Origin of the sequence: Streptomyces sp. NPDC093109 (genome assembly GCF_040701725.1) — a bacterium.
Taxonomy (GTDB): Bacteria; Actinomycetota; Actinomycetes; order Streptomycetales; family Streptomycetaceae; genus Streptomyces.
In genome coordinates, this window is the sequence record NZ_JBFBEZ010000032.1 from 58,540 (window position 1) to 83,305 (window position 24,766).

The 24,766-nt window shown below is 72.8% G+C and carries 17 protein-coding genes; 8 read left to right on the forward strand and 9 right to left on the reverse strand.

The window, feature by feature from the left end:
• Window positions 1-20 precede the first annotated feature (20 nt).
• Together AB0389_RS27115 and AB0389_RS27120 are read right to left on the reverse strand one after the other, a co-directional pair.
• The gene (locus tag AB0389_RS27115) at window positions 21-1,625 is read right to left on the reverse strand and encodes a hypothetical protein (protein ID WP_366398104.1); all 1,605 of its coding nucleotides are present in this window, start codon (window positions 1,623-1,625) and stop codon (window positions 21-23) included.
• Window positions 1,626-1,880: 255 nt separating this feature from the next.
• Window positions 1,881-2,273 carry a hypothetical protein gene (locus AB0389_RS27120; protein WP_366398105.1) on the reverse strand — a complete coding sequence of 131 codons (393 nt, stop codon included), beginning with the start codon at window positions 2,271-2,273 and terminating at the stop codon, window positions 1,881-1,883.
• Window positions 2,274-2,560: 287 nt separating this feature from the next.
• Between AB0389_RS27120 and AB0389_RS27125 the strand changes: the two genes are divergently transcribed.
• The 5 genes from AB0389_RS27125 (at window position 2,561) to AB0389_RS27145 (ending at window position 8,041) form a co-directional block, all read left to right on the forward strand.
• The gene (locus AB0389_RS27125) at window positions 2,561-2,956 is read left to right on the forward strand and encodes a hypothetical protein (RefSeq protein ID WP_366398106.1); all 396 of its coding nucleotides are present in this window, start codon (window positions 2,561-2,563) and stop codon (window positions 2,954-2,956) included.
• 200 nt (window positions 2,957-3,156) lie between these two features.
• Window positions 3,157-4,425 (forward strand): Ig-like domain-containing protein, encoded by a 1,269-nt coding sequence (locus AB0389_RS27130; protein WP_366398132.1) that lies wholly within the window; start codon window positions 3,157-3,159, stop codon window positions 4,423-4,425.
• A gap of 182 nt (window positions 4,426-4,607) precedes the next feature.
• Entirely contained in the window at window positions 4,608-6,083 is a 1,476-nt protein-coding gene (locus tag AB0389_RS27135; RefSeq protein WP_366398107.1) for an ABC transporter permease, read from the forward strand.
• A 136-nt stretch (window positions 6,084-6,219) separates the two neighbouring features.
• Entirely contained in the window at window positions 6,220-6,903 is a 684-nt protein-coding gene (locus tag AB0389_RS27140; protein WP_366398108.1) for an ABC transporter ATP-binding protein, read from the forward strand.
• Window positions 6,904-7,042: 139 nt separating this feature from the next.
• Entirely contained in the window at window positions 7,043-8,041 is a 999-nt protein-coding gene (locus AB0389_RS27145; RefSeq protein ID WP_366398109.1) for a GNAT family N-acetyltransferase, read from the forward strand.
• A 242-nt stretch (window positions 8,042-8,283) separates the two neighbouring features.
• Here AB0389_RS27145 and AB0389_RS27150 read toward each other — a convergent pair whose 3' ends face one another.
• The 4 genes from AB0389_RS27150 to AB0389_RS27165 form a co-directional block, all read right to left on the reverse strand.
• Window positions 8,284-9,855 (reverse strand): hypothetical protein, encoded by a 1,572-nt coding sequence (locus AB0389_RS27150; RefSeq protein ID WP_366398110.1) that lies wholly within the window; start codon window positions 9,853-9,855, stop codon window positions 8,284-8,286.
• 180 nt (window positions 9,856-10,035) lie between these two features.
• Complete coding sequence (locus AB0389_RS27155) at window positions 10,036-11,028, reverse strand: pyridoxal-phosphate dependent enzyme (RefSeq protein WP_366398111.1); 993 nt, start codon at window positions 11,026-11,028, stop codon at window positions 10,036-10,038.
• A complete protein-coding gene (locus tag AB0389_RS27160) occupies window positions 11,025-11,774 on the reverse strand; it encodes a PAS domain-containing protein (RefSeq protein ID WP_366398112.1) in 750 nt (249 codons plus the stop codon). The genes AB0389_RS27155 and AB0389_RS27160 overlap by 4 nt, the downstream gene beginning before the upstream one ends.
• Window positions 11,775-11,901: 127 nt before the next feature.
• The gene (locus tag AB0389_RS27165) at window positions 11,902-13,047 is read right to left on the reverse strand and encodes a ParB/Srx family N-terminal domain-containing protein (RefSeq protein ID WP_366398113.1); all 1,146 of its coding nucleotides are present in this window, start codon (window positions 13,045-13,047) and stop codon (window positions 11,902-11,904) included.
• A 287-nt stretch (window positions 13,048-13,334) separates the two neighbouring features.
• On the opposite strand from AB0389_RS27165, the gene AB0389_RS27170 reads away from it, so the two are divergent.
• Window positions 13,335-14,021, forward strand: coding sequence for a precorrin-3B C(17)-methyltransferase (locus AB0389_RS27170; RefSeq protein WP_366398114.1), 687 nt, complete (start codon window positions 13,335-13,337; stop codon window positions 14,019-14,021).
• A gap of 17 nt (window positions 14,022-14,038) precedes the next feature.
• On the opposite strand, the gene AB0389_RS27175 is transcribed toward AB0389_RS27170, so the two are convergent.
• The 3 genes from AB0389_RS27175 to AB0389_RS27185 form a co-directional block, all read right to left on the reverse strand.
• Window positions 14,039-18,472: a glycoside hydrolase family 38 C-terminal domain-containing protein gene (locus tag AB0389_RS27175; protein ID WP_366398115.1), complete on the reverse strand. Its 4,434-nt coding sequence runs from the start codon at window positions 18,470-18,472 to the stop codon at window positions 14,039-14,041.
• Window positions 18,473-18,520: 48 nt separating this feature from the next.
• Complete coding sequence (locus tag AB0389_RS27180; protein ID WP_366398116.1) at window positions 18,521-20,512, reverse strand: phosphatase PAP2 family protein; 1,992 nt, start codon at window positions 20,510-20,512, stop codon at window positions 18,521-18,523.
• Between the two features lie 62 nt (window positions 20,513-20,574).
• Window positions 20,575-21,540: a BadF/BadG/BcrA/BcrD ATPase family protein gene (locus AB0389_RS27185; RefSeq protein WP_366398117.1), complete on the reverse strand. Its 966-nt coding sequence runs from the start codon at window positions 21,538-21,540 to the stop codon at window positions 20,575-20,577.
• A gap of 378 nt (window positions 21,541-21,918) precedes the next feature.
• Here AB0389_RS27185 and AB0389_RS27190 point away from each other — a divergent pair, with 378 nt between their 5' ends.
• Window positions 21,919-23,094 carry an ROK family transcriptional regulator gene (locus tag AB0389_RS27190; protein ID WP_366398118.1) on the forward strand — a complete coding sequence of 392 codons (1,176 nt, stop codon included), beginning with the start codon at window positions 21,919-21,921 and terminating at the stop codon, window positions 23,092-23,094.
• Window positions 23,095-23,390: 296 nt separating this feature from the next.
• Window positions 23,391-24,716 carry an ABC transporter substrate-binding protein gene (locus AB0389_RS27195; protein ID WP_366398119.1) on the forward strand — a complete coding sequence of 442 codons (1,326 nt, stop codon included), beginning with the start codon at window positions 23,391-23,393 and terminating at the stop codon, window positions 24,714-24,716.
• Window positions 24,717-24,766: the final 50 nt, after the last annotated feature.

Consider the following 24,766-nt stretch of genomic DNA (forward strand, 5'->3'; position numbering starts at 1 on the left):
CGACGGGCCCCTCCCGGTGATCAGCTCGCGGTCTTGACCGGGGTGTTCGCGCTGCCCCGGCCCTCCGTGAGCAGCCACTCCTTGTTCAGGGCCACCAGCGGGATGTCCTTCTTGAAGAGCGGGGTGCCGAAGATCGTCAGCTGGACCCGGAGTGCTCCGTTCAGATCGATGCCGCCGTGCAGCTTCCAGGCGCCGGACGCCGACCCCGTGGTGTCGGCCGATCCGGTGGCGGCGGCCTCGGCCTCCGCGCGGAGGAAGGGGGCGACATCGCCGACCACGCCGACCGTGCCGTACAGGCCCACGGCGGCTTCGACGCCCAGGGACGCCTTGACCTTGCCGGCGGTGGTGACGGAGGCGCGCAGCGGCTCACCGGTCATGTTCGACTCGCTGATCGGCTTCCAGCCCTTGAACAGGGAGAAGCTGCCGCCGACCTTGAAGTCGCCCTTCAGGTCCTGCTCGACGTTGACCTCGATCCGGCCGTCGCCGTCCACCTGGAAGTAGGCGGTCACATCGAGGTTGACGACGATCGGCACCACGCCGACCTGGATCACCGGGTTGGTGTGCAGCTCGGCGAAGGGGATACGGAGCGGCTTGCCGCCCTGCGTCCTGGCGGCGGCCTGGCCCTTGAGCGACCACTGCGAGGCCCAGTCGCCGGAGAGCGCGAGCGAGGCGGAGCCCGGCGCGCTGTTGCTGCCGGAGCCGTTGTACGAGAACTCGACCTCGGGCGCGAGCTGTACGAAGCCGTTGACCGAGGCGGAGGCGGACGCCGGGGCGCCCTCGGCGGTGGCGACGGCGGCGCCGACGTCGATGCGCAGGCTGCCGAAGGGCAGCTTGGCGGACTTCGGGCCGAAGGTCAGCCCGGCGCTCTTGGCCCAGGACACCTTCACGCCCTCGACCAGCGGCTTGACCTCCACGGTGGAGGGGTCGACCGGGACGCTGCCCTCGGCGGTGGCGTCGCCGAGCAGGGCGTTCAGCGTGGACGGGGCGGTGGCGACCTCCGTACCGGCGTCGGTGGCGCCGATGACCTCGGTCACCTCGGCGAGCAGACCGTTGGGGGCGCCGGGGGCGGGGGCGCTGGCGATGATGTCGCCGACGGAGACCGTGTCGGTGTCCTCGGCGGCGGTGTCCGCGGCGGCGGGGGCTTCCGTGGCGGGGGCCTCGGTGGCGTCCGCGTCCGCGTCCGTGTCCGCGTCCGTGTCCGTGTCCGCGCCCGTGTCCGGGGTGGCCTCGGGCTCGGTGGCGTCCGCCGTGGGCGCGGTTTCCTCGGTCTTCTCGGTCTCCGCGGAGTCCTCGGCCGGGGCCTCGGTCTTCTGACCGCCGCCCTTCCGGGTGACGGCCGCGATGACGGCCCGGCCGGTGTCCGCGTTGTACGACGCGACCTTGAGCCCGGGCTTGTCCTGAGCGGCGGAGCCGCCCGTGGCCGGGGTCGCCACGGCGGTCGGGGTCGTACCGTCGTCTCCGGTCGTCGCCGGGACCACCGCGAGCTGCTCGCCGGCGGGGTTGGCCTTGGAGCCCACGCCCTCGGCACCGGCGTCGGGGGACGCCTCGGCCTCGCTCGCGGTGCCGACCATCTTCGTATCGCCGCCGGAGGAGCAGCCGGTGACGAGCAGGGTGGCCGCCGCCATGGTCGATATCAGGGCGAGACGGGTGGATCTTCTTGTTCTGTGCACGCAAATCCTCGGGGGACGGAGAGGCGGGAGACAGCCCGGGAGGGAGCACCGGGAAAGGAGCACACGGAGCCCCCACCGGGGGCTACTGATCGGTAGCTCCTGGCGAGCATGCCAGTCCCGCTCCCGGCGTCGTCACCGTTTCCGTGCGGCCGGGGCCATGATGTGGGTCACTTCTCGACTCTCAACCCTCCCCGAAACGGGCAGAGTTGGTCAGAACTCGCGGGCTCCCCGGCGTACCGAGTACGCGACGAAGCCCGCGCCGATCGCCAGACAGACCGTCCCGCCGATCACATACGGCGTGGTCTCCACCGCGCCCGTGTCGGCCAGCGCGGGCGGCTCCGGCTCTTCCGGCTGCCCCTGGACATCGGCACCGGCCGGGGCCGGCGGGTCGTCGGAGTCGGTCGAGGTGATGGGCTTCTCCGAGGCGCCGGAGGTCGTGGACACCTCGTAACTGTCGAGTCGGAGACTCTGTGCCGACGGTGCGGACCGCTGTGGCGGCTCCTCCGGCGCGCCCGTGGCGTTCGCCGACGGTACGAACCAGAGCGCGCAGAGCAGGGTTCCGGCGGCGGTCGCTGTCAGCAGCGGGCGGCGTGCGACGGACACGTGAGGGATCCCCCTTGAACAACACCGAGGTGGCTGGGTGCGCTGATGCTAGACGAGTAAGTCCGAAGTAGCGTCGTCCGCCCCCTGGGGCGGGCCCGGCGGTGTCCGGCGCGTGCGATCGCAAGGCGCCGGAGTGCCCTCGTAGCGGAGCTACTAGGGCATTTCGGCAACGCGGCGAGCGTGCGTGCCGGGCGCCGCCGGGCAGACGGGACTTCGGACTTGCTCGTCTGGTGAAAGCAGCGGGTCGTGGGAAAGTCGCGGGGGTTGGTGGCCCTACGCTCCGTCGTATGAGCACTTCTGAGACATCACGGTATGTACGGCTGCGCGTCGAATTGGTGCTGGAGGCCGAGGACGCCGAGCGACTGGGCGCCGCCGCGCTCGACCGTATCGACGCCGACGAATCCCTCCCCGACGACGAGCGCGCCCAGGCCCGGTCGGCGGTCCGCGCGGACGCGGCGGAGGCCCTCGCGTATCTCGTGGAGCCCTTCGACCTCGTCAAGGACGTCCCCGGCGTCGAGCTGGCCCAGGCGTCCTGGACCAGTGAGCTGATCGACTACGACCCCGACGCGGTCGAATGGGACCTCGACGAGGACGACGAGAGTGACGAAGTCGACGAATCGGAGGAGTCCGTGCAGGTCACAGCGGTGCGCGCGAACGGAGGCGTGGGAGTCGGTAGAGGCTAGCCGAGGAGCGTGACACTCTGGAGAGCCCCGGACCCGTGGAAGAACCGGCGGGCCGGGGCTCACCTGTTCCCCGTGAGGGATCGGTTCACCCGCGACGCATTCCCCGGTACGAGTGGTGTTCACCACAGCTCGGGCCGAGGTGGAACCGGATGGGTCGCCAAGGGCGTTCATAAGGGTTATCGGCAGGGTAAGCGGCGATGATGGAGAAACGTGTGATGACGGACAGCAAGCGGCGCAGGAGCCTGGCGGTGGCGTCTGCGGTGCTCGGTGGCGTTCTGGTGCTCTCGGCGTGCAGCGGCGGCGACAGCAAGACCGAAGCCGACGGTTCCAAGGGTTCGTCGTCGCAGGCCCAGGCTGACGCGGCAGCGGCCAAGGAGTCCTCCAAGGCCCAGATAGCCATCGCGCCGAAGAACGGCGCGACGAACGTCGGTATCAACAACGACGCCAAGGTCACGGTCACCGAGGGCACCCTCACCGACGTCAAGATGACGACCGCCGACGGCACCGCCGTCAAGGGCACCCTCGCCGACGACAAGCTGAGCTGGCAGCCGGACGGCCAGCTCGAACGCTCCACCGTGTACAAGATCGCCGCGACGGCCACGGACGCCAAGGGCCTCAAGGCCGTCGACAACTCCTCCTTCACCACCGTTTCGCCGGAGAACAGCTTCATCGGGAACTTCACCCCCGAGGACGGCTCCACGGTCGGCGCCGGCATGCCGGTCTCGATCAACTTCAACAAGGCGATCACCGACAAGAAGGCCGTCCAGGACGGCATCACCGTCACCTCCAGCAGCGGCCAGGAAGTCGTCGGCCACTGGTTCAACGCGCAGCGCCTCGACCTGCGCCCCGACGAGTACTGGAAGGCCGGCTCCACGGTCACCCTGAAGCTCGCGCTGGACGGCGTCGAGGGCGCCAAGGGCGTCTACGGCGTCCAGGAGAAGACGGTCACCTTCAAGATCGGCCGCAGCCAGGTCAGCACGGTCGACGCCAAGGCCAAGACGATGACCGTCACCCGTGACGGCAAGGTCCTCAAGGTCATCCCGATCTCGGCCGGCTCCCCGGAGAACACCACCTACAACGGTCAGATGGTGATCTCCGAGAAGTTCAAGGAGACCCGGATGAACGGCGCGACGGTCGGCTTCACCGACTCCGACGGCAAGGGCGAGTACGACATCAAGGACGTCCCGCACGCCATGCGGCTCTCCACGTCCGGCACGTTCATCCACGGCAACTACTGGGGCGCCAAGTCCATCTTCGGCGCCGTCAACACCAGCCACGGCTGTGTGGGCCTCTCGGACACCCAGGGCGCGAACGACCCCAACACGACCGCCGCGTGGTTCTACGACAACTCGATGATCGGCGATGTCGTCATCGTCAAGAACTCCGACGACAAGACCATCGCCCCGGACAACGGCCTCAACGGCTGGAACCTCAGCTGGGCCGACTGGAAGGCCGGCTCCGCGGCCTGAGCCGGACTCGACGCGCCCGATCGCGTAAGCCTGATCGCGCACGCCTGATCGCACCCAGCCCGATCGCACACGCCTGATCCCGACGGCGGCGGCACCTTTTGGTGCCGCCGCCGTTCGCGTTCTCATCCAGCTCTCACCCTGGCCTTAACTCCTCATCACAACGGGCCCCTAACTTCACGCCCATGTTCTTCACCTACCTCAGGCGCGAGCTGCGCCGTCGCAGAAAGGCGGCGCTCGTCGTCGCCTCGGGGCTCGCCCTGGGAATCGCCCTGGTCATCGTCGTCAGCTCGGTCTCCACCGGCATGAGCCAGGCCCAGGACAAGGTCCTCCAGTCGCTGTACGGCCTCGGCACCGACATGACCGTCACCAAAGCCGCCACCCCGCCCGGCGAGGGCGGCACGGCGGAGCGTCCGCGCTTCCAGTTCGACGCCAACGACGGAGACTCCGAGCAGAGCAGCGACCGGGTGATGGTCCAGGGCTTCCAGACCCTGGCCACCTCGACCGTCACCAAGGTCGGTGACCAGAAGGGCGTCTCCGAGGCCGTCGGCGGTCTCAGCCTGAACGTGGTGAAGATCGACGGCCAGTTCTCGCGCGGCGAGGTCACCCAGCAGCAGGGGACCACCGGCGGCAACGGCGGCGCGGGCGGCGGCGGCCCCGGCGGCAACGGCGGCGGTACGGGCGGCAACAGCGGCGGCGAAGTCCGCGGCGGCGGCGCGGCGTTCGACGTGAACTCCTACTCCGTCTACGGCGCGGACGTCACCGTGACCGGCCTCGGCCCGCTCACCTCCTCCAAGATCACCAAGGGCCGTACGTTCAAGACGACCGAGACCGACGCGGCCGTCGCGGTCATCGACAGCGCGTACGCCAAGGAGAAGAGCCTCGCCGTCGGCAAGAAGCTGACCATCGCCAAGACGAAGTTCACCATCATCGGCATCGCCACGGCGGACAGCGGCGACGCCGCCGCCAACGTCTACATCCCGCTCAAGAAGGCCCAGACCCTGGCCGACGCCAAGAACAAGGTCACCACGGTCTACGTCAAGGCCACCGACTCGCAGCAGATCGACACCGTCAAGGCCGCCATCCAGAAGAACATCTCCGGCACGACGGTCACCACCTCCGCCGATCTCGCCGACACCGTCTCCGGCTCCCTGTCCACCGCCTCCAACCTCGCCTCCAACGTGGGCAAGTGGCTCTCCATCGCCGTACTCATCGCCGCGTTCCTGGTGGCCGGGCTGCTCACCTCCTCGGCGGTCAGCCGCCGCGTACGGGAGTTCGGCACGCTGAAGGCGCTCGGCTGGACGAGCGGCCGGGTCACCCGGCAGGTCGTCGGCGAGGCGCTCGTCAACGGACTCCTCGGCGGTGTGCTCGGCATCGCGCTCGGCATCGGCGGCGCCTACCTCGTCACGGCCATCAGCCCGACCCTCACCGCCGAACTCGCCTCCGCGGGACGCGGGGGCGGCATGGGCGGACCCGGCGGCGGCATGGGGCGCCAGGCCGCTTCCAAGGCCGTCGACATCGCGCTCACCGCGCCCGTCGCGCTCAGCTCCGTGGGCATCGCGGTCGCGCTCGCCGTCACCGGCGGTCTCGTCGCGGGCGCGTTCGGCGGCTGGCGGGCCTCGCGGCTGCGCCCGGCGGACGCGCTCAGCCGTGTCGAGTAACGCGCGCGTGCCCGCGAGCGCGCGCGTGCCCGCCCCGGCCCGCGTCGTCGTTCCGTACCGCGCCGTCGTTCCGGCCCGCGTCGTCGTTCCGTACCGCGTCGTCCCTCACCGCATTCCGTACAGCAGGAGTTGAACCGTGTACCAGCTCAGCGGCGTCACCAAGCGCTACACACGCGGCAAGAAGACCGTCGACGCCCTCGCCGGGGTCGACCTGACCATCGAGGACGGTGGCCGCCTCGTCATCCAGGGCCCCACCGGCGGCGGCAAGTCCACCCTCCTCCAGATGCTCGGCGGGCTCGACCGGCCGACCCAGGGCACCGTCGAGTTGGACGGGATGAACCTGGGCGGGCTGTCGGAGGCCAAGCTCACCAAGGTCCGCGCCGAGAACATCGGCTTCGTCTTCCAGAGTTTCAACCTCATCCCCACCCTCACCGCTCAGGAGAACGTCGAGACCGCGCTCGTACCGCTCGGCGTCAAGACCGCCGAGCGGCGCGAACGGGCCGCGCAGGCACTGGAGTCCGTCGGGCTCGGCGAGCGCGCCGGACACCTCCCGAGCGAACTCTCCGGCGGCCAGCAGCAGCGCGTCGCGATCGCCCGCGCGCTCGTCAAGCAGCCGAAGGTACTCCTCGCCGACGAACCCACCGGAAACCTTGACGAATCCACCCGTGACGACATCATGGAACTGCTCGAAGGACTCTGGAAAGAGCACGGACTGACCTTCATCATGGTCACGCACGACAGCTCGATCGCCCGCCGCGCACCCCGGCTCGCCACGATCCGCAAGGGCAAGGTGACGATCACCGAGAACGCCGCCGCCTGACCGGCGACGCCGCCCGCACGGGCTTGGTGTACGTCGCCCGTCGCCGAACGGTCCCCCCTCCGCGGGCGGGACCGTTCGGCCGTCCGGATGTCCCCGTAACCCGGGGGCGTCACCACTCCCGTACGCGTAGGTTCGAGCCATGCTGATCACTCTGGGAAGCCCGCCCTCGGACGCCGAGACAGACGCCTGGCACGCGGTGGTCGTGGCGGCACACGACCGTGATCTCCCCGCCGCCGTGCCCGAGCCCAGCAGGACGGAGACGGCCGGCCGGCTCCGCGTGGACTCCGCCGGCGGGCCGAGCACCCATCTCGCGATGACCGCGCCCGACGGGTCCTACCAGGGTGTCGCCTCGCTGCGGCTGTTCAGCGAGCCGCAGAAGCGCCACACGGCCTTCCTCACCGCGCTCGTGGTACGCCCCGACGCCCGGCGCCACGGCATCGGCGCCGCGCTCTGGGCCGAGATACGGACCCGGCTCGCGGCGGCCGGGCGCGACTCGGTCGCCGCGGTCCTCGAAGTCGGCGGCGCGGGCGAGGCGTTCGTGGACAGCATCGGCTTCACGAATGTGCTGCCGCTCGGCTGGTACGTACAGCGCGTACGGCAGACGCTGGAGGAGATACCGCCGCCGGTGCTCCCGGCCGGCCTGCGCTTCGTGGAGTGGACGGGGATCGTGCCCGACGCGTACGCCGACTCGTTCGCCCGCGCGCACGCGTCGATGGACGACGCCCCCGCCGGCGAACTCGACGATCCGCCCGTGCGGTGGGACGCGGAGCGGGTACGGGCCGCCGCGCGCGTCGTGGAGGCGCGGGGCGGCGTGATCCACACGGCGGCGGTCGTCGACGACGACGGCGCGGGCGGGGGCGGGGGCGGCGCGATCGTCGCTTACACGGAGGTCGTCCTCGCGGACCCCGGGGACACCCGCGCGCTCCAGTACGACACGGTCGTCGTCCCCGGCAGCCGGGGCCACGGGCTCGGCCGCGCGGTTAAGCGCCACCTGCTGGAGAGCGTGTGCGCGGCGCGGCCTGAGCTGCGGGAGATCAGTACGACGGTCGCCGACGAGAACACGGCGATGCTCGCGGTGAACGAGTCGCTGGGGTACCGGCGGGAGCGGCCGGCGGGGGTCTTCCAGCTGAAGCTGTAGCCGTTGCGGGGTCGCCTCCCGGCTAGGGGGTCGTGGGTCTTGGGTGGTGCGGGGTGCGGCCCGGTTTCCATGGTGCCGGGGGCCGGGGCACTCCGGAGGCGCATCCCCGGATGCACGATTTACGCCGCGTGCGGGCCGGTTCTCTGTCCGCAGGCGCGCTCAGCGGCACAAATCGCGCTTTACATCCGGGGACGTCACCTCCTGCGACCCCGGCCCCCTCCGGTCGGTGGGGCCGTCCGTCACTACGCCCCGCAACCGTTCGCGCGCGGCAGGCGGTAGGCCGAACCCAGGTGGTACGTGCCCGGCGCCGTGGCCGTCAGTTTCGTCCAGGCGCCGGCGCGCTGGACGCACGCGCCCGGGGCGTGGAGCCAGGGCGAGTACGCGATCCGTACCGTCACCGAGCCCGCCGCCGGGAGGCGTACGGTCAGCTCCGCGTCGTCGCCGCGTACAACGGTGGCGGGCGCCGAGACCAGCGGTACCGCGTTCCGTACGCGGTAGACCGTCCAGTTGTCGTCGTTCCAGACCCGCTCCAGCCAGTCGGGCCCGGACGCGACGAGCGCCGCCTCGGCCGCGGCCGGGCTGTCGGGCTTCCCGTGCGGGACGACGACGAAACCGACCGCCCAGCGGTCCAGCCAGGCGCGGTAAGCGGCCGGGGCGAGCGTTTTGGTGCCGCCGTGGCCGTCGTAGAAGAGCCGTCCGCGCTCGACGTCGAGCTGCCGGTTCCAGCCGCGCGCCATGTTGACGTGCGCGGCGAGGACATCCGCCTCGCGGTGGTTACGGGCGGGCACCACCTCGACCCGCGTACGGTCCGCCCCCAGCCGGTCCAGCGCGGCGACCACCCCGTCGGTGTGCGCGGCCCAGCCGGGCACGACGGTGGAGACCACGAGGTCGTCCTCCGTCTTGCTGAGCAGCCAGTACGAGTTGACGGCCACCGCGACCGCGAGCAGCGACGGCAGCGCGGCCGGGCGCCACGCGCGCGTGGCGGCCAGGAAGAGGTTCCGCAGCGGGCGCACCCCCCGCGTCAGCAGCGCAGCGAGCAGCACCGGCGGGCCCGCGAGCCCCACCAGCCGCTCGACGTTCGTGCCGATCGGCGAGGACACGAGGAACGTCAGGACCACCCCGAGGGCGTACACCGCCGCGCCGTACCGCACCACCCGCCACGCGCGCGGGGCCGCGCACCACAGGGCCGCGCAGATCAGCAGCGGCATCGTGAGCTTGCCGGGCGCCATCGGCTGCTCGCCCTGGAACGGGAAGAGCAGCGTCGTCGCCGCGACGACCAGCGCGGGCGGCACGATCAGTGAGGCGCCCCTGGCCCACCGCCGGTCCAGCGCGTACGCCGTCCCCGCCACCACGAGGAAGAGCCCGGCGACCGGGCTGGCCAGGGTGGTGAGCGCCGTGAGGACCGCGGTGAGGGCGCGCCGCCGTACGGAGAGCAGGGCGAAGAGCCCGATGGCCACGCCCAGCGCGAAGGTCGTCCGCCCCGACGCCACATTGCACCAGAGGGCCACCGCGCCGAGGAGCGCAGGCCAGTGCGGCCGTGGCACCCCGGTCCGTACGAACAGCGCGGCCATCGCCCAGGTCCCGGCGAGCCCCGCCAGCACGGAGACCGTACGGACGCCGAGGAGCGCCATCAGCGGGGGCGCGAGCACGCTGTAGTTGACGGTGTGGGTGCCGCCGTACCAGGACAGGTTGTACGCGGAGCCCGGGTGCCGCGCCATGAATCCGGCCCACGCGAACTGTGCCGCGAGATCGCCGCCGCCGGTCGCGAGGAACGCGGCCCACAGGGCGTACAGCGGGACGGCGGCGGCGGTCACGAGGAGCGGTGTCCGCCACCACGGCCGTGGGCGCTTCCCCTGGCCGGGGGCCGTTTCCGGCGCCGCTGCCGGGTCCGGTGTCGGGCTTATGTCGTGTTCGGCCACGGCCGTGCTGTCGCTGGTCCACACGGGCTTCAGCCTAGGGCGTTCGCAGGGTGGTTGTTCGTGCGGCGGGTCCGGTCAGGGCGCGCAGAGTTCGGCGAAGCGCCGGGTGTCGATGTTGCCGCCGGAGAGGATCACCCCGACGCGTCGGGGGAGCCGGTCCACCCGGCCCGCGAGCAGGGCCGCGAGGGCGGAGGCGCCGCTGGGTTCGAGGACGGTCTTCAGGCGCTCGAAGGCGAACCGCATGGCGTCCCGGATCTCGTCGTCCGTGACCAGCGCGATGGAGTCGACCAGCCGCCGGTTGACGGAGAACGTCAGCTCGCCGGGGATGTCGGCGGCCTGGCCGTCGGCGATCGTACGGGGGACCGGGATCTGGACGCGCTCGCCCGCCGCCAGCGACCGCTTGGTGTCGTCCCCGGCCGCCGGTTCGACGCCGACCACCCGGATCCCGGGGAGCAGCCCCTTGGCGGCGGTGGCGCTGCCCGCGATCAGCCCGCCGCCGCCGACCGGCACCACGAGCGCGTCGAGCGGGCCTGTCTCCTCGATCAGCTCCAGCGCGGCGGTGCCCTGCCCGGCGATGACATGCGGGTGCTCGTACGGCGGGATCAGCGCCAGCCCGCGCTCGGCGGCCAGCGCCTCACCGATGGCGACGCGGTCGCCCGTATAGCGGTCGTACGTGACGATCTCCGCGCCGTATCCGGCGGCGGCCTCCCGCTTGGAGGCCGGGGTGTCCTCCGGCATCAGGATCACGGCGGTGGTGCCCAGCTCCCGCGCGGCGAGCGCGACGGCCTGGGCGTGGTTGCCCGAGGAGTACGCGGCGATGCCGGCGGCCAGCTGGTCCGGCGAGAGGCGGGAGGCGGCGTTGTAGGCGCCCCGGAACTTGAACGCGCCGACGCGCTGGACGTTCTCGCACTTGAGGTGGACCTCGGCGCCGACGAGCGCGTCCAGGGTGCGGGAGCGCAGCACGGGGGTGCGGTGGGCCACCCCCTTGATCCGCTCGGCGGCGGCGCGGACGTCGTCCAGGGTGACCGGGGGTGTGGGGGCGGGGGGCATGGGCGTCATGGGCGTCATGGGTGTGCTGCTCCGTCCGGGAGGTTCATAGGGTCGGCGTCGGCGCCGGACCGCGCGCGGGCTTCGCCCAGGTAGTGGTAGGCGGAGGCGCGGGAGATGCCGAACCGGGCGGCGACCTGCTCGACCGCGCGCCGTACGGCGAAGACCCCGCGCTCGTCCAGGCTCCGGAAGAGCGCCAGCCGTTCGGCGCGGTCGAGATCCGCCCACGACTTGTTCTGCCGCAGCTGGTGGGCGTCGACCATGGCGTCCACGACGGAGTCGATGTCGTTCCCGAAAGTGGTGGCGGGCACGGCCGCGAGCGAGGCGACCCCGGCGAGTTCGCCGATCAGGGCGTGGGCCTGGTTGACGGCGGTCACGTCGAGATTGACGCACAGCGCCCCGAAGACCGTGCCCGCCGAATCGCGGAGGATCATCGTGGAGGACTTGACGATCTTGCCGCCGGCGGTACGGGTGAGGTAGTTCACCTCGTCGGTCGCCTCGTCGCCGCGCGCCAGCATCCGCATGCCGATCTCGCTCATCGCCCCGCCGGCCCGCCGCCCGGTCACGGCCCCGGCGATCGCCACGACCGAGCGCTCCGGGCGGCGGTAGTCATGGATGACGACCTCGCAGAACGAGCCGAAGGTGGCGGCGATCCCGTTGATGACGGGGGTGAGCGAGGCGATGATCGCGTCCTGCTCCCGCTGCCGATCCTGCTCTTGTTTCTGTTTCTGCTCCTGCTCCCGCGCCTGGGCCGTCGGGTCGGTCATCGGCTCTCCGTCGGCATCGCTACTGGACTGGTGGTCCAATGGTTGGATTAAAAATCTAACCTCTGGACCCGGGTCCGGGCAAGACCACCCGCCCGTCCCGCGGCTCCGGCCTTCCGGCCCCCCTGGTCTACCGCTTGCAGGGCTTCGGCTTGCCGGGCTGGCCGGGCTTGACCGGGAGGTGGGCGCGGTAGTCGAGCGCGTACGCGAGCTTGCCCGGCTTGGCTTCGGTGACCGGTGTGCCGAGCTTGCCGAACTCGCCGCCGGTGGCCTTCTTGCCGTCGTTCCACTGCGCCATCCGGCCGAGCTCGTCGGCCGTGCGGCCGTCGGCGATGACGGTGTCGCCGGGCGTCGCCGACATCGCCTCGGAGGCGGCGCGGATCGCGGACAGGTAGGAGTCGGGCGAGGTCAGGTCGTACGAGGCGAGGTTCACCCGGTCACGCAGCCAGGTGCCCCACTGGAACTCCAGGAACTCCGCCGCGTCGGCGGGCGGCTGGTAGCCGATGTCGCGGGTGAAGTAGACGAGGCTGCGGTAGCGGTCGTCGTGGAAGTTGGCCAGGCCGAGGCGGTTGGGCAGCTGGTTGACGGTGATGGCGCGGTTGTTCTCGTCGCGCAGCCGGACCCACTTGCGCTCCTGCATCGTCTTCCAGAACGAGGAGGTGGAGAGCTTGCTGAGGTTGGCCGTGACGCGCAGCCGGATATGGGTCTTCGCGCCGCCGCCGGGCGTCTCCAGGAAGGACGTCAGCGAGTGGTGCCCGTCGGTGAGGTAGAGGGTGTTGCCGGGGCCGACGACGACCGTCTTCATCGCGGCGCGGGTCTCGGCGGTCTCCTGGCCGACGGGCACGGTGCAGGTGAAGGTCGACGCGTCGGAGATCTTCGCGTTCGGCTTGACGCTCGCGGCCTTCTCCTGGCCGTTGGTCTCGCACCAGTCGTCGAAGCGCTTGTTGATGCTGCCGTTGGCCTCGTCCTTGGTGGAGCTGTAGCGGCCGAGCTTGTAGTAGATCTGGTCGAAGCCCACGGTGGGCTGGGTGGGGCGCAGTTGGTCGAGCGTGACGTCGAGGAGGTCGCCGGCCCGGGCGTCGGCGGGCTTGACGGGCTTCGCGGGCTTGGCCGGGGCGGGCTTGGGCGCGGCCGGCTTCGGGGCGGCGGTCGGCTGGGGGGCCGCGGTCGCCGTACCGCCACCGGCGAGGGCGCCGCCGAGCGACAGCGCGGCCAGGGTCAGTGCCGTCACCGGGCGTCGGGCGAGGGAGAGTCGGGGGCGGGACGAGGTGGTCATACGGTCTCCACGTGTCTGCGGGCGGGACGCGCTGGCGTGGGGGTGCGCGGCGGGTGGGAAAGGGTCGGTGCCTCATCCACTCACCCCTGCCCGCCCCGGCCGGTGGATCCTGCCGGTCGCTCAGGTGGCCGCCCGGTGAACGCCGCCGACGATGCCAACGCCGACGCCGACACGGCGTACGAGCTTCCACCGTCGGAACATGCGGGCACGGTAGTGGTCGGCGGGGGAGTGCGGCAGGGGTCCGGGGGCGGTGTGGTCCTGGTGGGGGTGGGGTCATGATGGTGTCCATGACACATGCACGCAGGGGTGCCACTCCCGCTCTCGTCGCCGGTGTACTGCTCACGCTGTCCGTGTCCGTGGCCGTTTCCGGGTGTGCCGCGCGCGCCGACGATCCGCGGACGGCGGGGACGGCGGGGACGGCGGGGACGGCGGGGACGGCGGGGACGGCGGGGACGGCAGGGACGGCGGGGACGGCGGGGACGGCAGGGACGGCGGGGACGGCAGGGACGGCCGGTGCCACGGGGAGGCCGGGGGCGTCGGGCTTCTGCCCTGAGGACGCCGGGGCGGATCCGTCACCGCCCGCCACCCCCTCGCCCTGCATCACGTACAGCTGGGAACAGCGGGTGGCCGAGAACCACGCGTACCGCAAGGAGCAGCCCCTCACCGACGCGGAGCGTGCGGGGGCGCGGCCCAAGGCCGACGCGCTGGCCGCCGCGTTGGGGGAGCTGGGCGGGAAGACCGTCTCCGAGGCGCGGGTGCGTGCCGCCGCCGGCCGCGCGCTCGGGCTGCCGCCGGAGGAGATCGAGGTCAGGGGCCGCTTCGACCGTCCGCTGGTCGATGCCCTCGTCGGGGGTACGGGCGGCCCGGGCTTCGTGTGCGTCAACGGATCGGTAAACGCTTCCGGGCGGGCCGCCGCCGAGGTTGTGGGACGTACGCTCGACGGCACCTGCCTGCCGGGCCTCGGCGGTCACTGAGACGGCCACTGAGGTGGTCACTGACCGCGTGGAGCCTCCGCGTTCAGCGGGACGGTGTTCGTGTACGAGACCCGGCCGAAGGACGCCACCTTCGCCAGCGCCCACCACTCGCCGGACGCCCCCACCGGGCCCGGGTCCGGCGCGGTGGTCACCGTGAAGTCCAGGGCGGCCGTGGCGCCGGGCGCGAGGGCGAAGCCGCGCAGGCGGGGCGCGAGGGCGAGCGGGTCGCCGGGGGCGCCCCAGGTGCCGTACGGGCTGATGAGGTGCGCCTCGCCGCGCACCTCGCTCGCGGACGGGTTGGCCAGCAGCAGGGTGAGCCGTCCTGGCTCGGGGCGGGTCAGCCGGGCGCCGAGGTCCAGTGGGGCCGCCGGGTTCTCGGGCGTGAACGGGAGCGCGTCCTCCAGCAGTTGGCCGTCCTCGTCACGGAGGCGCGCGGCCACGAAGTACGTACCGGGCGCCGCCGCCGCGTCCCGGCGGACGCGGAACTCGAACTCGGCGTACTCACCGGGCGCGAGGTCGTAGTCCAGCGGCGGCAGCGGCAGCGCGCTCAGGCCGGGCGGGATGTCGAGGGTGACGGTGCCGCGGGCGGGCCTCGCGGAGACCGAGACGGTGACGCGGAAGGCGGTCGTGCCGGCCGGCCCGGTGCTTTCCGCCGGGCCGGTGGTTCCCTTCGTCTCCAGGCGCGTCAGGCGGATGTTCGTGGGGAGCCCGCCGATCGGCGCGGGGCCGGTGTTGTGCAGCCAGTAGCGCGCGAAGACGGGCTGGACCGGCTCGTGGGCGGGCGACGGCCGCCGCATTTCCCCTTCCTCCCGCTCCACCGGGTGGTGCAGCGGTACGGCCGCGATCGTCGCAATGTCGGCCGCGCCGAGGGGAATCCGTACCGCTCCGTCCGTAGCGCACTCCAGGGCGGTCGGCCCAGGGGCGGTGGAGCGCTCCAGGAGGTCGGTGCGCTCGGGCGCCGCGAGGCCGCCGTACACGCGGAGTTCGGCCGTTACGGGACGGCCCTGCGTCTCGTACAGACGGACCGTCAGGCCGTCGCGCGCGGGCGCGGTGTCGCCGGGCAGGCCGGACGACAGGGGGTTGCCGCGCGGCTTGAGCGCGCTGAGGCCGACCGTGGCCGGGGCGACCTCGACGAGCGAGACGCGCGGCGGCAGCTGCCCGGGGGAGGGGGCGGCGGCGGTGACGGCGGCCAGCAGGGGGTGGTTCGCCTCGTGGCCCGCCCGTACGAAACCGGCCTGCCGCCAGTCGCCGGGGCCCGCGGCCAGGCTGAAGCGGAAGTCGTGGCTCCAGTGCTGGAGGTTGAAGCCGCTGCCGTCGGGCGCGCCGCGCCGCTCCCCGTCCAGCCAGACCCCGGCCGGCCAGTCGGTGCACGAGCGCATGAGGGTGAGGTGGAGGCTTCCGTCGGGGGTGGCGACGGAGCTGGGGGTGCCGTGGTTGAGGAGCGCGGCCGAGTAGTCGCAGGCGGGCTCGGCGGTGGTCGGGAGGCCCGCGGGTACGGGGACGTCGACCGCGCCGTCGGCGAGGTCGGCCAGCGTGTCCCGGGGCCGCACGATCAGGACCGGCAGATCCCGGGCGCCGCGCAGGTCGGCGCCGGGCCGCCAGGACGCGTGACGGGTTCGGTCGGCCGGGACGAAGACCCGCCCGTGCACGGCGAGCGCCTGCCGGAACTCCGGTGCGCAGGCGGCGAGGACGGCTTCGGCGAACGGGTTGTCGGCGGGATTGTCAGTGGCGGGTGTCACTCTGATGTCGGGCAGGTTCGAGTCGGCGTCGAGCGAGCCGTAGCGCGGGCTGTCCGGATGGGTGCTCGTGGCGGTCACGCCGCGGGCGACGAGACGGGTGAGCAGGGGGCGTACGTCATGATCAGCGGGGGCGATCACTTCGGCGATGCCGAAGGCGTGGTGCAGGGTGGTGCCGTCGGCGGCGTGCAGGGCGACGCGGGCGGTCGTGGAGAGGCCCGACCAGGTGTGGGCGGGGTTGTCGAGGGTCCACATATGCTCGGCCGCGTCGGAATCCGGGAAGCCGAACGGCCGCCCGATGGCCGCGAATCCGACCTCCGACACGGGCAGCGTGCCGGGCAGGTCGAGGTCGAAGCGTACGCGCAGCAGCCGGTCCTGCCCGATCGAGCCGTCCACGCGCGTGTGGAAGTCGACGCGGTCGGAGCCGTACAGCAGCGTGGCGGTCTGGGTGAGCCGCAGCCCGTCGAGCCGGCTTTCGGCGACGAGGCGTTGGCCGAGGGGGGAGCGCTCGACGCGTACGGAGGCGGCCGGCCGGTCGCTCGTACGGTGCGAGGCGGGCCCCTTGGGGAGCAGGTGCCAGGGGCCCTCGCCCCAGACGGGGTGGGTGGTGTGCTCGTCCTGGAGAGTGAGTTCGGCTCCGACGCCGTCGGGGCGCAGCAGTTCGCGGCCGTCGCGCAGGTCGGTGACGCGGGTGAGGACGCCGCCGCGGGCCGGGTCCGCCTCGATACGGAAGCGGTCGTTGGCGGCGGCGGTGGCGCCGGGGACGGGGGTCCACGCGGCGGGGGTCCACTCGGCGGGTTCGTCGGGCTGGTCGCCAGTCTGTTCCCGCGCCTGTATCCGTACCTGGTCGGCCGGCTGCTCACTCTCCGTCAGGTGGTACACGCGGTGGCCGAGGGAGGGCACGTCGCGGGCGAGGAAGGTGACGGTGCCGGCGCCGGTCACGGAGGGGACGGGCCTGCCGTCCGTGTCGCGTACGACGACGGGCCGGGAGCCCTCGGTGCCCGCGATGCCCGCGATGCCGTCGACGGGTACGGTCACGAGCCCGTCGCGTTCCCACGACAGGGTGTTGGCGACGAGCACGGGCCGCCCCTCGCCGCGCGTGTCGGTGTGGCCGGCGAGGGCGTGCAGGGCGGTGGTCCTGACGCGGTCACCGAGTTCGTACGCCTCGCGCCAGCCGCCGACGAGGTCCAGGTACACCTGGTCCGACTCGGTCCCGGTGATGGCGTCGTGGTGGGCGCCGTAGGCGAGTTGCCGCCACGCCTTGTCGAGGTCGGCCGCGGGGAAGGACTCGCCGAGGAGCGCCGCCAGGGTGGCGAGCCGCTCGCCGTCGAGGACGGCGGTCTCGGCCGCGCGCTGGGCCTGCTTGGTGTCGATGTAGGAGACGTCCTTCCCGGTGAAGACCGGGTTCATGTCGCGGGTCTGCGGACGGATCGGGCGCGCGGGCGTCCCGGGTCCCCCCGCCGCGTCGCGGCGTACGGCGGCGAAGAAGTCGCGCGGCAGCCCCATGGTGAAGCGGGGCCAGACGTACTTCTCCGACCAGGCGCGGTGGATCTCCGTGCACCAGCGGGAGGGCACATTGTGGTCGTGCCCGACGGGCAGCAGGACGTTGCGGGTCGCGGCGACTTTCTTGAGCGAGGCGAACTGGTCGTACGCGGCGGCCATCGCCGCGTCGAGCGACTCCGTGCGGTGGATGGCCCAGCCGGCCGTGTAGTGCCCGGCCATGTAGTGGGTGAGGACGCCGCGCCCGCTGGGCGAGATCCACTCGAACTCGGAGGGGAACTGCATGCGTTCGATGTCGCCGGTGTGCCCGACGGGGCCCGAGTTGTGGAACGGGCCGCGCGCCCAGGCGCTGGAGTTGAGTCCGGCGTCCGCCAGCAGTCCCGGGTAGGCCGGGTCGTGGCCGAAGACATCGAGCTGCCAGCCGGAGCGGGGGTCGCCGCCGAGGATGTCGCGCTGGTGGCCGACGCCCATGACGGTGTTGCGGATGGTGGACTCGGGGTGGGTGAGGTTGGTGTTGGGCTCGTTGTAGCTGCCGCCGACGAGTTCGATCCGGTCGTCGCGCAGGAAGCGGCGCAGATCGGCCCGGTCGCGCGGGAAGGCGTCCCAGTGCGGCTTGAGGTAGTCGATCTCGGCGAGGACGAAGCGGTAGTCCTCGTCGTGGCGGGCCGCGTCGAGATGGGCGCGGACCAGGTCGAAGGCGCTGCGGACGTGCGGCGGGCGGAGCCGGTCGACCCAGGGCAGGTCGGGCAGTTGGTGGCGGATCTCGGTGAAGCCCGCCTGGGTGTTCCACCACACCGGGTCGTAGTGGAAGTGCGAGATCATCCACATCGTCCAGCCGGTGGCCGAGGCCACCACGCTGCCGCTCCCGGCGGCCCGCCCGCCGCCGGAGCCCGAGCCGCCGGATCCGGCGTGTCCGGAGCCCGCGCCGCCGCCCGCGCCCGTGGTCTCCTCCCACACCGCCGTGACCCGGTGGACCGAGCCCTCGGGCGCCGGTGCGGCGATCACCACCCCGGCCTCGACGACCCGCTCCTCGCCCGCCGCCAGAGCCGGTACGGACACGGGCTCGGGCGTGGCGACGGTCGGGCCCTCCACGCGCAGCCGCGACGGTCCGGTCCCGGCCCCGGGGCCGGCCTGCACGGTGACCCGTACGACCTGGCGGGGGGCGTGTGCCGAGCCGGTGAACAGGTCGGTGGACCGGACGTCGCGGACGCGCATGCGGGAGGGTGCCTTTCGTCGTTCGGATTACGGCGGCGTGGGCGCGGGTCAGCGCCTGGTCAGCCGTACGGAGAGGCCGTTCGCGGTGTAGACCGGCTCGGCGCGGTATCCCGTGGCGGTGACGGTGACGGTGTCGAAGCGTCCGCGCAGCTTCCGGGCGCCGATGACGGGGACGGTGCGGTCCTTGGCCCCGGACCCGGTTCCGGCCTGGTCGGCGTTGAGGTGGACGACGAGCGTGCTGCCCCGGCTCAGGACGGCCTCGTGGGCGACGACGAGTGCCGGGTTGCGGCGGGAGGCGCCGGGGGTGACCTCCAGGGTGGCGTCGGCCGACTGCGTGTAGCCCTTGCGTATCTGCACGCCGCCGTCGGCGGACGCGGTGCGCAGCGTCCCGCCGCGCACCTGCACGTCGCCGCTGCCCAGGGCGTGCGGGGACGCGGCGGTGAGGGTGCCCTCCTGGACGACGGTGCCGCCCGCGTAGCGGTTGGTCCCGGTCAGGGTGAGGGCGCCGGTGCCGCGCTTGGTCAGACCGCCGCCGCCGTCGATGTCGTTGCGCCAGGTGTCGGCGGCGCCGAAGCCGCCGGCGGACGCGTCCAGGGTGACGCGTACGTCCCGGTCGAACGCGGCGTAGCCGTCGGCCGCGGTGAAGAGGTCGAGGCGGCCCCACAGCTCGCTGCCGTCCAGCAGGACGTATCCGGAGGGCAGGGCGGTGGTGCGGAGCACTTCGCGGCGCTGGGCCGCGTCCAGGTAGGGCAGCCGGGTCTCCAGCAGCACTTCGGCGCCCTTGGGTACGGTCATCGGCTGCGACCGGCCGTGCCGCCGGGGCAGCACGTAGGTCAGCCGGGGGGTGACGGCGGCGGCGTTGGCGGCGCGGTCGGCGTACGGGTCGGTGCCGGGGCCCGCCGCGTGCGCGTAGGCGTACAGCGTGTCGGCCGTGCTGCCGGTGCGCGCCCGGAAGAAGGTGGCGGCCTGCTGGACGGCGGCGGCCTTGAGGCCGGCGTTGCGCGGGTCGGCCAGGGTGGCGGCGGCCAGCGCGGTGGCCATGGTGCGCCCGCTGATGACATCCACGGTGGAGTGCATGCCGGCGACGATGCGGCTGTGGCTGAGCTCGGACGCGCGGGCCACCAGCTCCTGGAAGCGCTCGGGGACCGCGTACGCCAGCGCCAGGCAGGCCAGGTAGAAGGCGTTGGTGTGGCCGCTGGGGTAGCCGCCGTCCTCGGCCGGCGTGGTGCTGCGCTGGCGCAGCAGCTGCGGGACGACCACGACGTCCGAGCGGAAGACGGGGTAGCCGAGTTCGTCGGTCCTGCCGGTGTCGACGACCTTGCTGTCCTCGGTCATGCGCCAGGGGCGGGGGTACTGGTAGGCGAACTTGCCGGGGTTGCTGGAGGCGGACGGCCCGCGCACAGTGTTGACCAGCTCGACGACCTTGCCCAGCTCCGAGTCCGGCGAGCCCGCGCCGATCGCGGACCCGGCGGGGGCGCCGGCCGGGACGGCATCGTTGATCTTGGTGTCCGGGACGGTGTCCGGGGCGCCGGTGATGCTGGTGACGGCCTTCGCACCGGTGCGGTACAGCTCGGCGAGCGGGCCGAGGCCGCCGATCGCCGCGTAACTCTGGTCCTGGCGGTCGTAGATGAACGCCTGCCGCGCCTGCGCGTCGGTGCGTACGCGGGTGATGCGCGCGCAGTAGCGCATGTTGGCGCGCAGGACGTCGGGCATGAGCGGGGTGCCGGTGTTCCAGGCGTCGCCGGTCTTCCACACGTCGGCCATGCCGCCGAGGATCCGTACGACCGCGTTGGTCTCGGGCGTGAGGTTGGTGAGGATGTTGGTGGTGTAGCTGTCGACGAAGGCGACGGTCCGCGCGGACGTGGCGGAGGCCGCAGAGGTCGCGGCGCCGGTCAGGGGCGCGGCGGCGGCTGCCGTGGGGCGCGTCAGCCAGGTCAGCACGGTCGGGGCGGTGACCAGTGCGGCGGAGACGCCCGCGGAGCGCAGCAGGAAGCCGCGCCGTCCGAGGGTGTCGGGGCCGGCCGGGGGGAGGATCGTCATGCGGTGCTCTCCTCATCGTCGAAAGCATCGGGGGCGTCGGGTGCGGCCACGGCTCCGGAGGCTCACGGGACTTCGGGCGCGAGGGCTCCGAGGGCTCCGGGGGCTTCGAAGGCGCCGCGGGCGCCGGGTCGGGCGAGGGACCGGGCCAGTGCGACGGCCCCCGCGACCGGCGGCACCCGCAGTGGGCGTGTCCGGGTGTCCGGGAGGGCCAGAGCCAGGGCCTCGGTGAAGGCGGTGTACAGAGCGGGTTGCGCGAGTACGGTGCCGCCGGCGACGACGACATCGGCCACCGAGGCCCCGCGCGCGGCGAGCCGCACGACGAGTTCCGCGAGCGCCCGCCCGCCGTCAGCGATCACCGTACGGGCGAGGGATGAACCCGCGGCGGCTGCTTCGAAAACGCTCGGTGCGTGGCGGCCCCACTCGGCGGAGACCCGGGCGGCCCCCTCCAGGGCCGCGCCCAGCGCGGGCACTTCGGGTACGTGGAGGGAGGCGGTGAGCAGCCGGGCGAGTTCGTCGGGGGGTTCTGCCCGGTCGTGGGCGGCCCATACGGCGCGGGCGGCCTCGCGGACCAGGCCGGCCGAGGCGCCCTCGTCGCCGAGGACCGCGCCCCAGCCGCCGACCTGGACGGCGGTGCCGTCGGGCAGCCTCCCGACGGCGACCGAGCCCGTACCGGCGACGAGGCCCACGCCGTCGGGCACCCCGGCGGCGGGCGCGAGGAGTTCGGCGTCGCCGACGACGATGCAGGGCACACCGAGCCGGGCGTGCAGGGCGGCGCGAATACCGGCGCACTGCCGGGGGGTCTCGCAGGCGTGACCGCCGACGGCGACCGCGGCGGGCGCGGTCCCCGGTGGCAGGACGTCGTGGAGCAGGGCGGCGAGCCAGTCGGCGGCGGCCGCGGTGTCGTGCGGACGCCAGCCGTCGCTCGTACGGACATGGTCGGTGACGGTGTCCGCCCCCGCGCAGGCGCGGAGGTGGGTTTTGGTGCCGCCCACGTCGATTCCGACCGTGAGGGGCGTGGGGACCTGCACGGGGCCTCTTTCGTTGCGCGGTACTGCGCACGGCGGGCGAACCGTGGCTTGAACTGTGTGAGTTCGGAGCGGTGGAACGGTCGGGACCGCTGCGTGGCAGGCGAGTACCGCGCAGTTGATTAGGAAATTAACTAACGAAGTAGGGTGCGTCAAGAGGCGTGACAACAAGACGTGTCACAGCCCGAACTCCGGACGTACGCGGCACGGCACGGCGACGGCACGGCACGCGACGGACGACGCACCACTCGCTCCGGGCCCGCCGACCGGACCACACTGTCCCACCACACCACCCGCACACCGCCCGACAGCCCGATCACCCGACAGCCCGATCACCGACCGCCCGATCACCGACCGATCACCGACCGCCCAAGGGGACGCATGCAGTTGACCGAGAGCGCCGGCACCGTCTTCGCCGTGCTGGCGGACGCCGGGGCCGCGACCAGACCCCAGCTCGCCCTGCGGGCGGGCCTGTCCAAGCCCACCGTCTCCACGGCTGTCGCCGAGCTGGAGTCCGCCGGGCTGGCCGCCCGCTCCGGCACCTCCTACGGAGGCATGGGACGGTCCGCCGCCGTGTACGGGCTCGGCCGCGCCGCCGGAACCGTGCTCGCCATCGACCTCGGCTCCACCCACACCGAGGTGCGCGGCTGCGCCCTCGACGGCACCGTGCTCGCCACCCGGAGCACCGACGGCGACCCGAGCCCGCGCGAGGCCGTGCGCGCCGTGCTCGACAGCCTGCCGGGGGCGATGGTCCGGGCCGCCGTCATCGCCGTACCCGACGTCGCCTCCGTACGGGACGGCGCGCCGCCGAGACCCGCCACGCCGCGCGTCGCGGCGGCCGTCGAGGCGCTGGAACTGCCCCCGGACATCCCGGTCCACGTCGAGAACAACGTCAACTGCGCCGCCCTGGCCGAGCTGCACGAGGGCGCGGCCCGGGGCCGCGACACCTTCGGCTATCTCCAGGTCGGGTACGGAATCGGCCTCGGCCTCGTGGTCGGCGGCCAGGTACTGCGCGGTGCCAACGGCGCGGCGGGCGAGATCGCCCGGCTGCCCTATCCCTGGGCCGACGGCCGGGACTCCGTCCACGAGGGCCTGGAGGCGTACGCGGGGGCACGCTCCCTGCTCCGGCGCGCCGAGGCGGCCTGGCAGCCGGCGGACGGTCCCTGCCCGCGCACCGCCGAGGAGCTGTTCGCGCTCGCGTCGGCGGGCGGGGCGTCGTCGGGCAGTGGGGTGCCCACCGGCGCGGCCCGTACCGCTGGGGCCCCCGCCGGGCAGGCGCGGGCCGCCGAGTTCGTCGCCGCGCACGCCCGCGAGGTCGGCCGGCTGGCCGCCGCCGTGGCAGCCGTACTCGACCCGGGACTGATCGTGCTCGGCGGCGGTATCGGCGCGAATCCGCAGCTCCTGCCCGGGGTACGGGCCGAGCTGGCCCGGCTCAGCTGGCCCACGGAGGCGGTCAGCAGCATGGTCGGCGAGAGCGGGACGGTGGCAGGCGCGACCAGACTCGCCGTGGCGCGCGGAGTCCGAACCGTTACCGGAGGGGAGGGGTCCGGCCATTGACTCCTCCGGACCATTCGGTGAATATCTCGGCAAGCGCTTACCGAGTCGGCTGGAATCCGACTCCGGATGAGGCGTCCCGCCGTGCTCCCGAGCACGGCAGCCGTGCGAGGGCGTGCTCGCACGGTGAACGGCCCGTCACACCGGTCGCGTTGACCGGCGGGACCGGACCAGGGACCCCCCGTCCGTCAGGAGTGCACCGGCCGGGCGAGGCCGCTGCTCCGGGAAGCGCACCCCGAGGGAACCCGTACGGCACCGGCCGGCGGCGTATCCGACACGCACACCCAGGGAGACACCCAGTGGGTCACACCATCTCGCGCAGGAACCTGCTCCGTTCGGCGGGCGTGGTCGCCGCCGCGACGACCTTCGGCTCCGTCCTCACCGCCTGTTCGGGCACCGGGGCGGGCTCCGCCGGCGGCGATCTGACCATGACCTGGTGGGGCAGCGACGAGCGGCACACCGCCTACCAGAAGGCGCTGAAGGCCTTCACCGCCAAGAACCCCGACATCAAGATCAAGCCGCGCTACTCCGGCTACGACGGCTACTTCGACAAGTTCAACACCCAGGTCTCCGGCGGCAGCGCCCCCGACCTCGTCCAGATGGACACGGCGCTGGTCGCCGCGTACGCGAAGAAGGGCGTGCTCGCGCCGCTCGACGAGTACGTCGGGAAATCCCTGGACCTCAGCGGCTTCTCGAAGTCCCTCCTCGCCGCCGGTACGGTCGACGGCAAGCTCTACGGAGTGCCCTCGGGCATCGGCGTCAACATCGTCACCATCAACGTCACGGGTCTCAAGAAGCTCGGGCTGGCCGAGCCCGACAAGGAGTGGACCTGGGAGGAGCTGAAGAGCTACGCGGCCAAGATCTACAAGGCCGGCGGCGGCAAGATCTTCGGCGTCGACGACGGCGGCGGCTCGACCAACCAGGCGTTCGACATCTTCGCCCGCGAGAAGGGCCAGAACCTCTACACGGCCGACGGCAAGCTCGGTTACACCCGCGAGACCCTTGAGGAGTGGTGGACCTACTGGGCCGAGATGCGCAAGATCAACGCCTCGCCCGGCGGCGCCGTCACCTCCTCCGCGCACAACGACCTCACCAAGAACGCCGTGGTCATCGGCAAGGCGATGATCACCTTCGACTCGGGGCTCAACAACTCCGGCGGCTCCATCACCGGCGCCACCCTCGACTTCGTCCCCACCCCGCAGGGCGGCTGGTCCGGCGCGCGCGAGGGCAACTACGTCAACGGCGGAGTGCTGCTCAGCGCGACCAAGCGCAGCTCGCACATCGCCGACTCGGTCGAGATCATGTCGTACTTCGCCCAGGACGATGCGGCGATCAAGGACATGGCGCTGCTGCGCGGCATCCCGCCGACCGACAAGGCCCGCGCCCTCGTCGCGCCCGACATGACCCCCAACGACCAGCGCGCCTCGGACGCCGCCGCCTATGTCTCCGACCGGGTCGCCAAGGCCACCGACGCGCTGCCCGCGCCCGTCGCCCCGCCCGAGGGTGCCAACCAGGTCACCGAGCTGCTGTTCCAGTCCAACCTGGCGATCGCCTTCGGCAAGAAGTCGATCAAGTCCGCGCTGGGCGAGTACTTCGACCAGGCCGAGAGCATTCTGTCGGCGTAAACCGACCGCCACCGGGCACCGGGAGATTCCCGATTCCCGTGTCGAGCGTC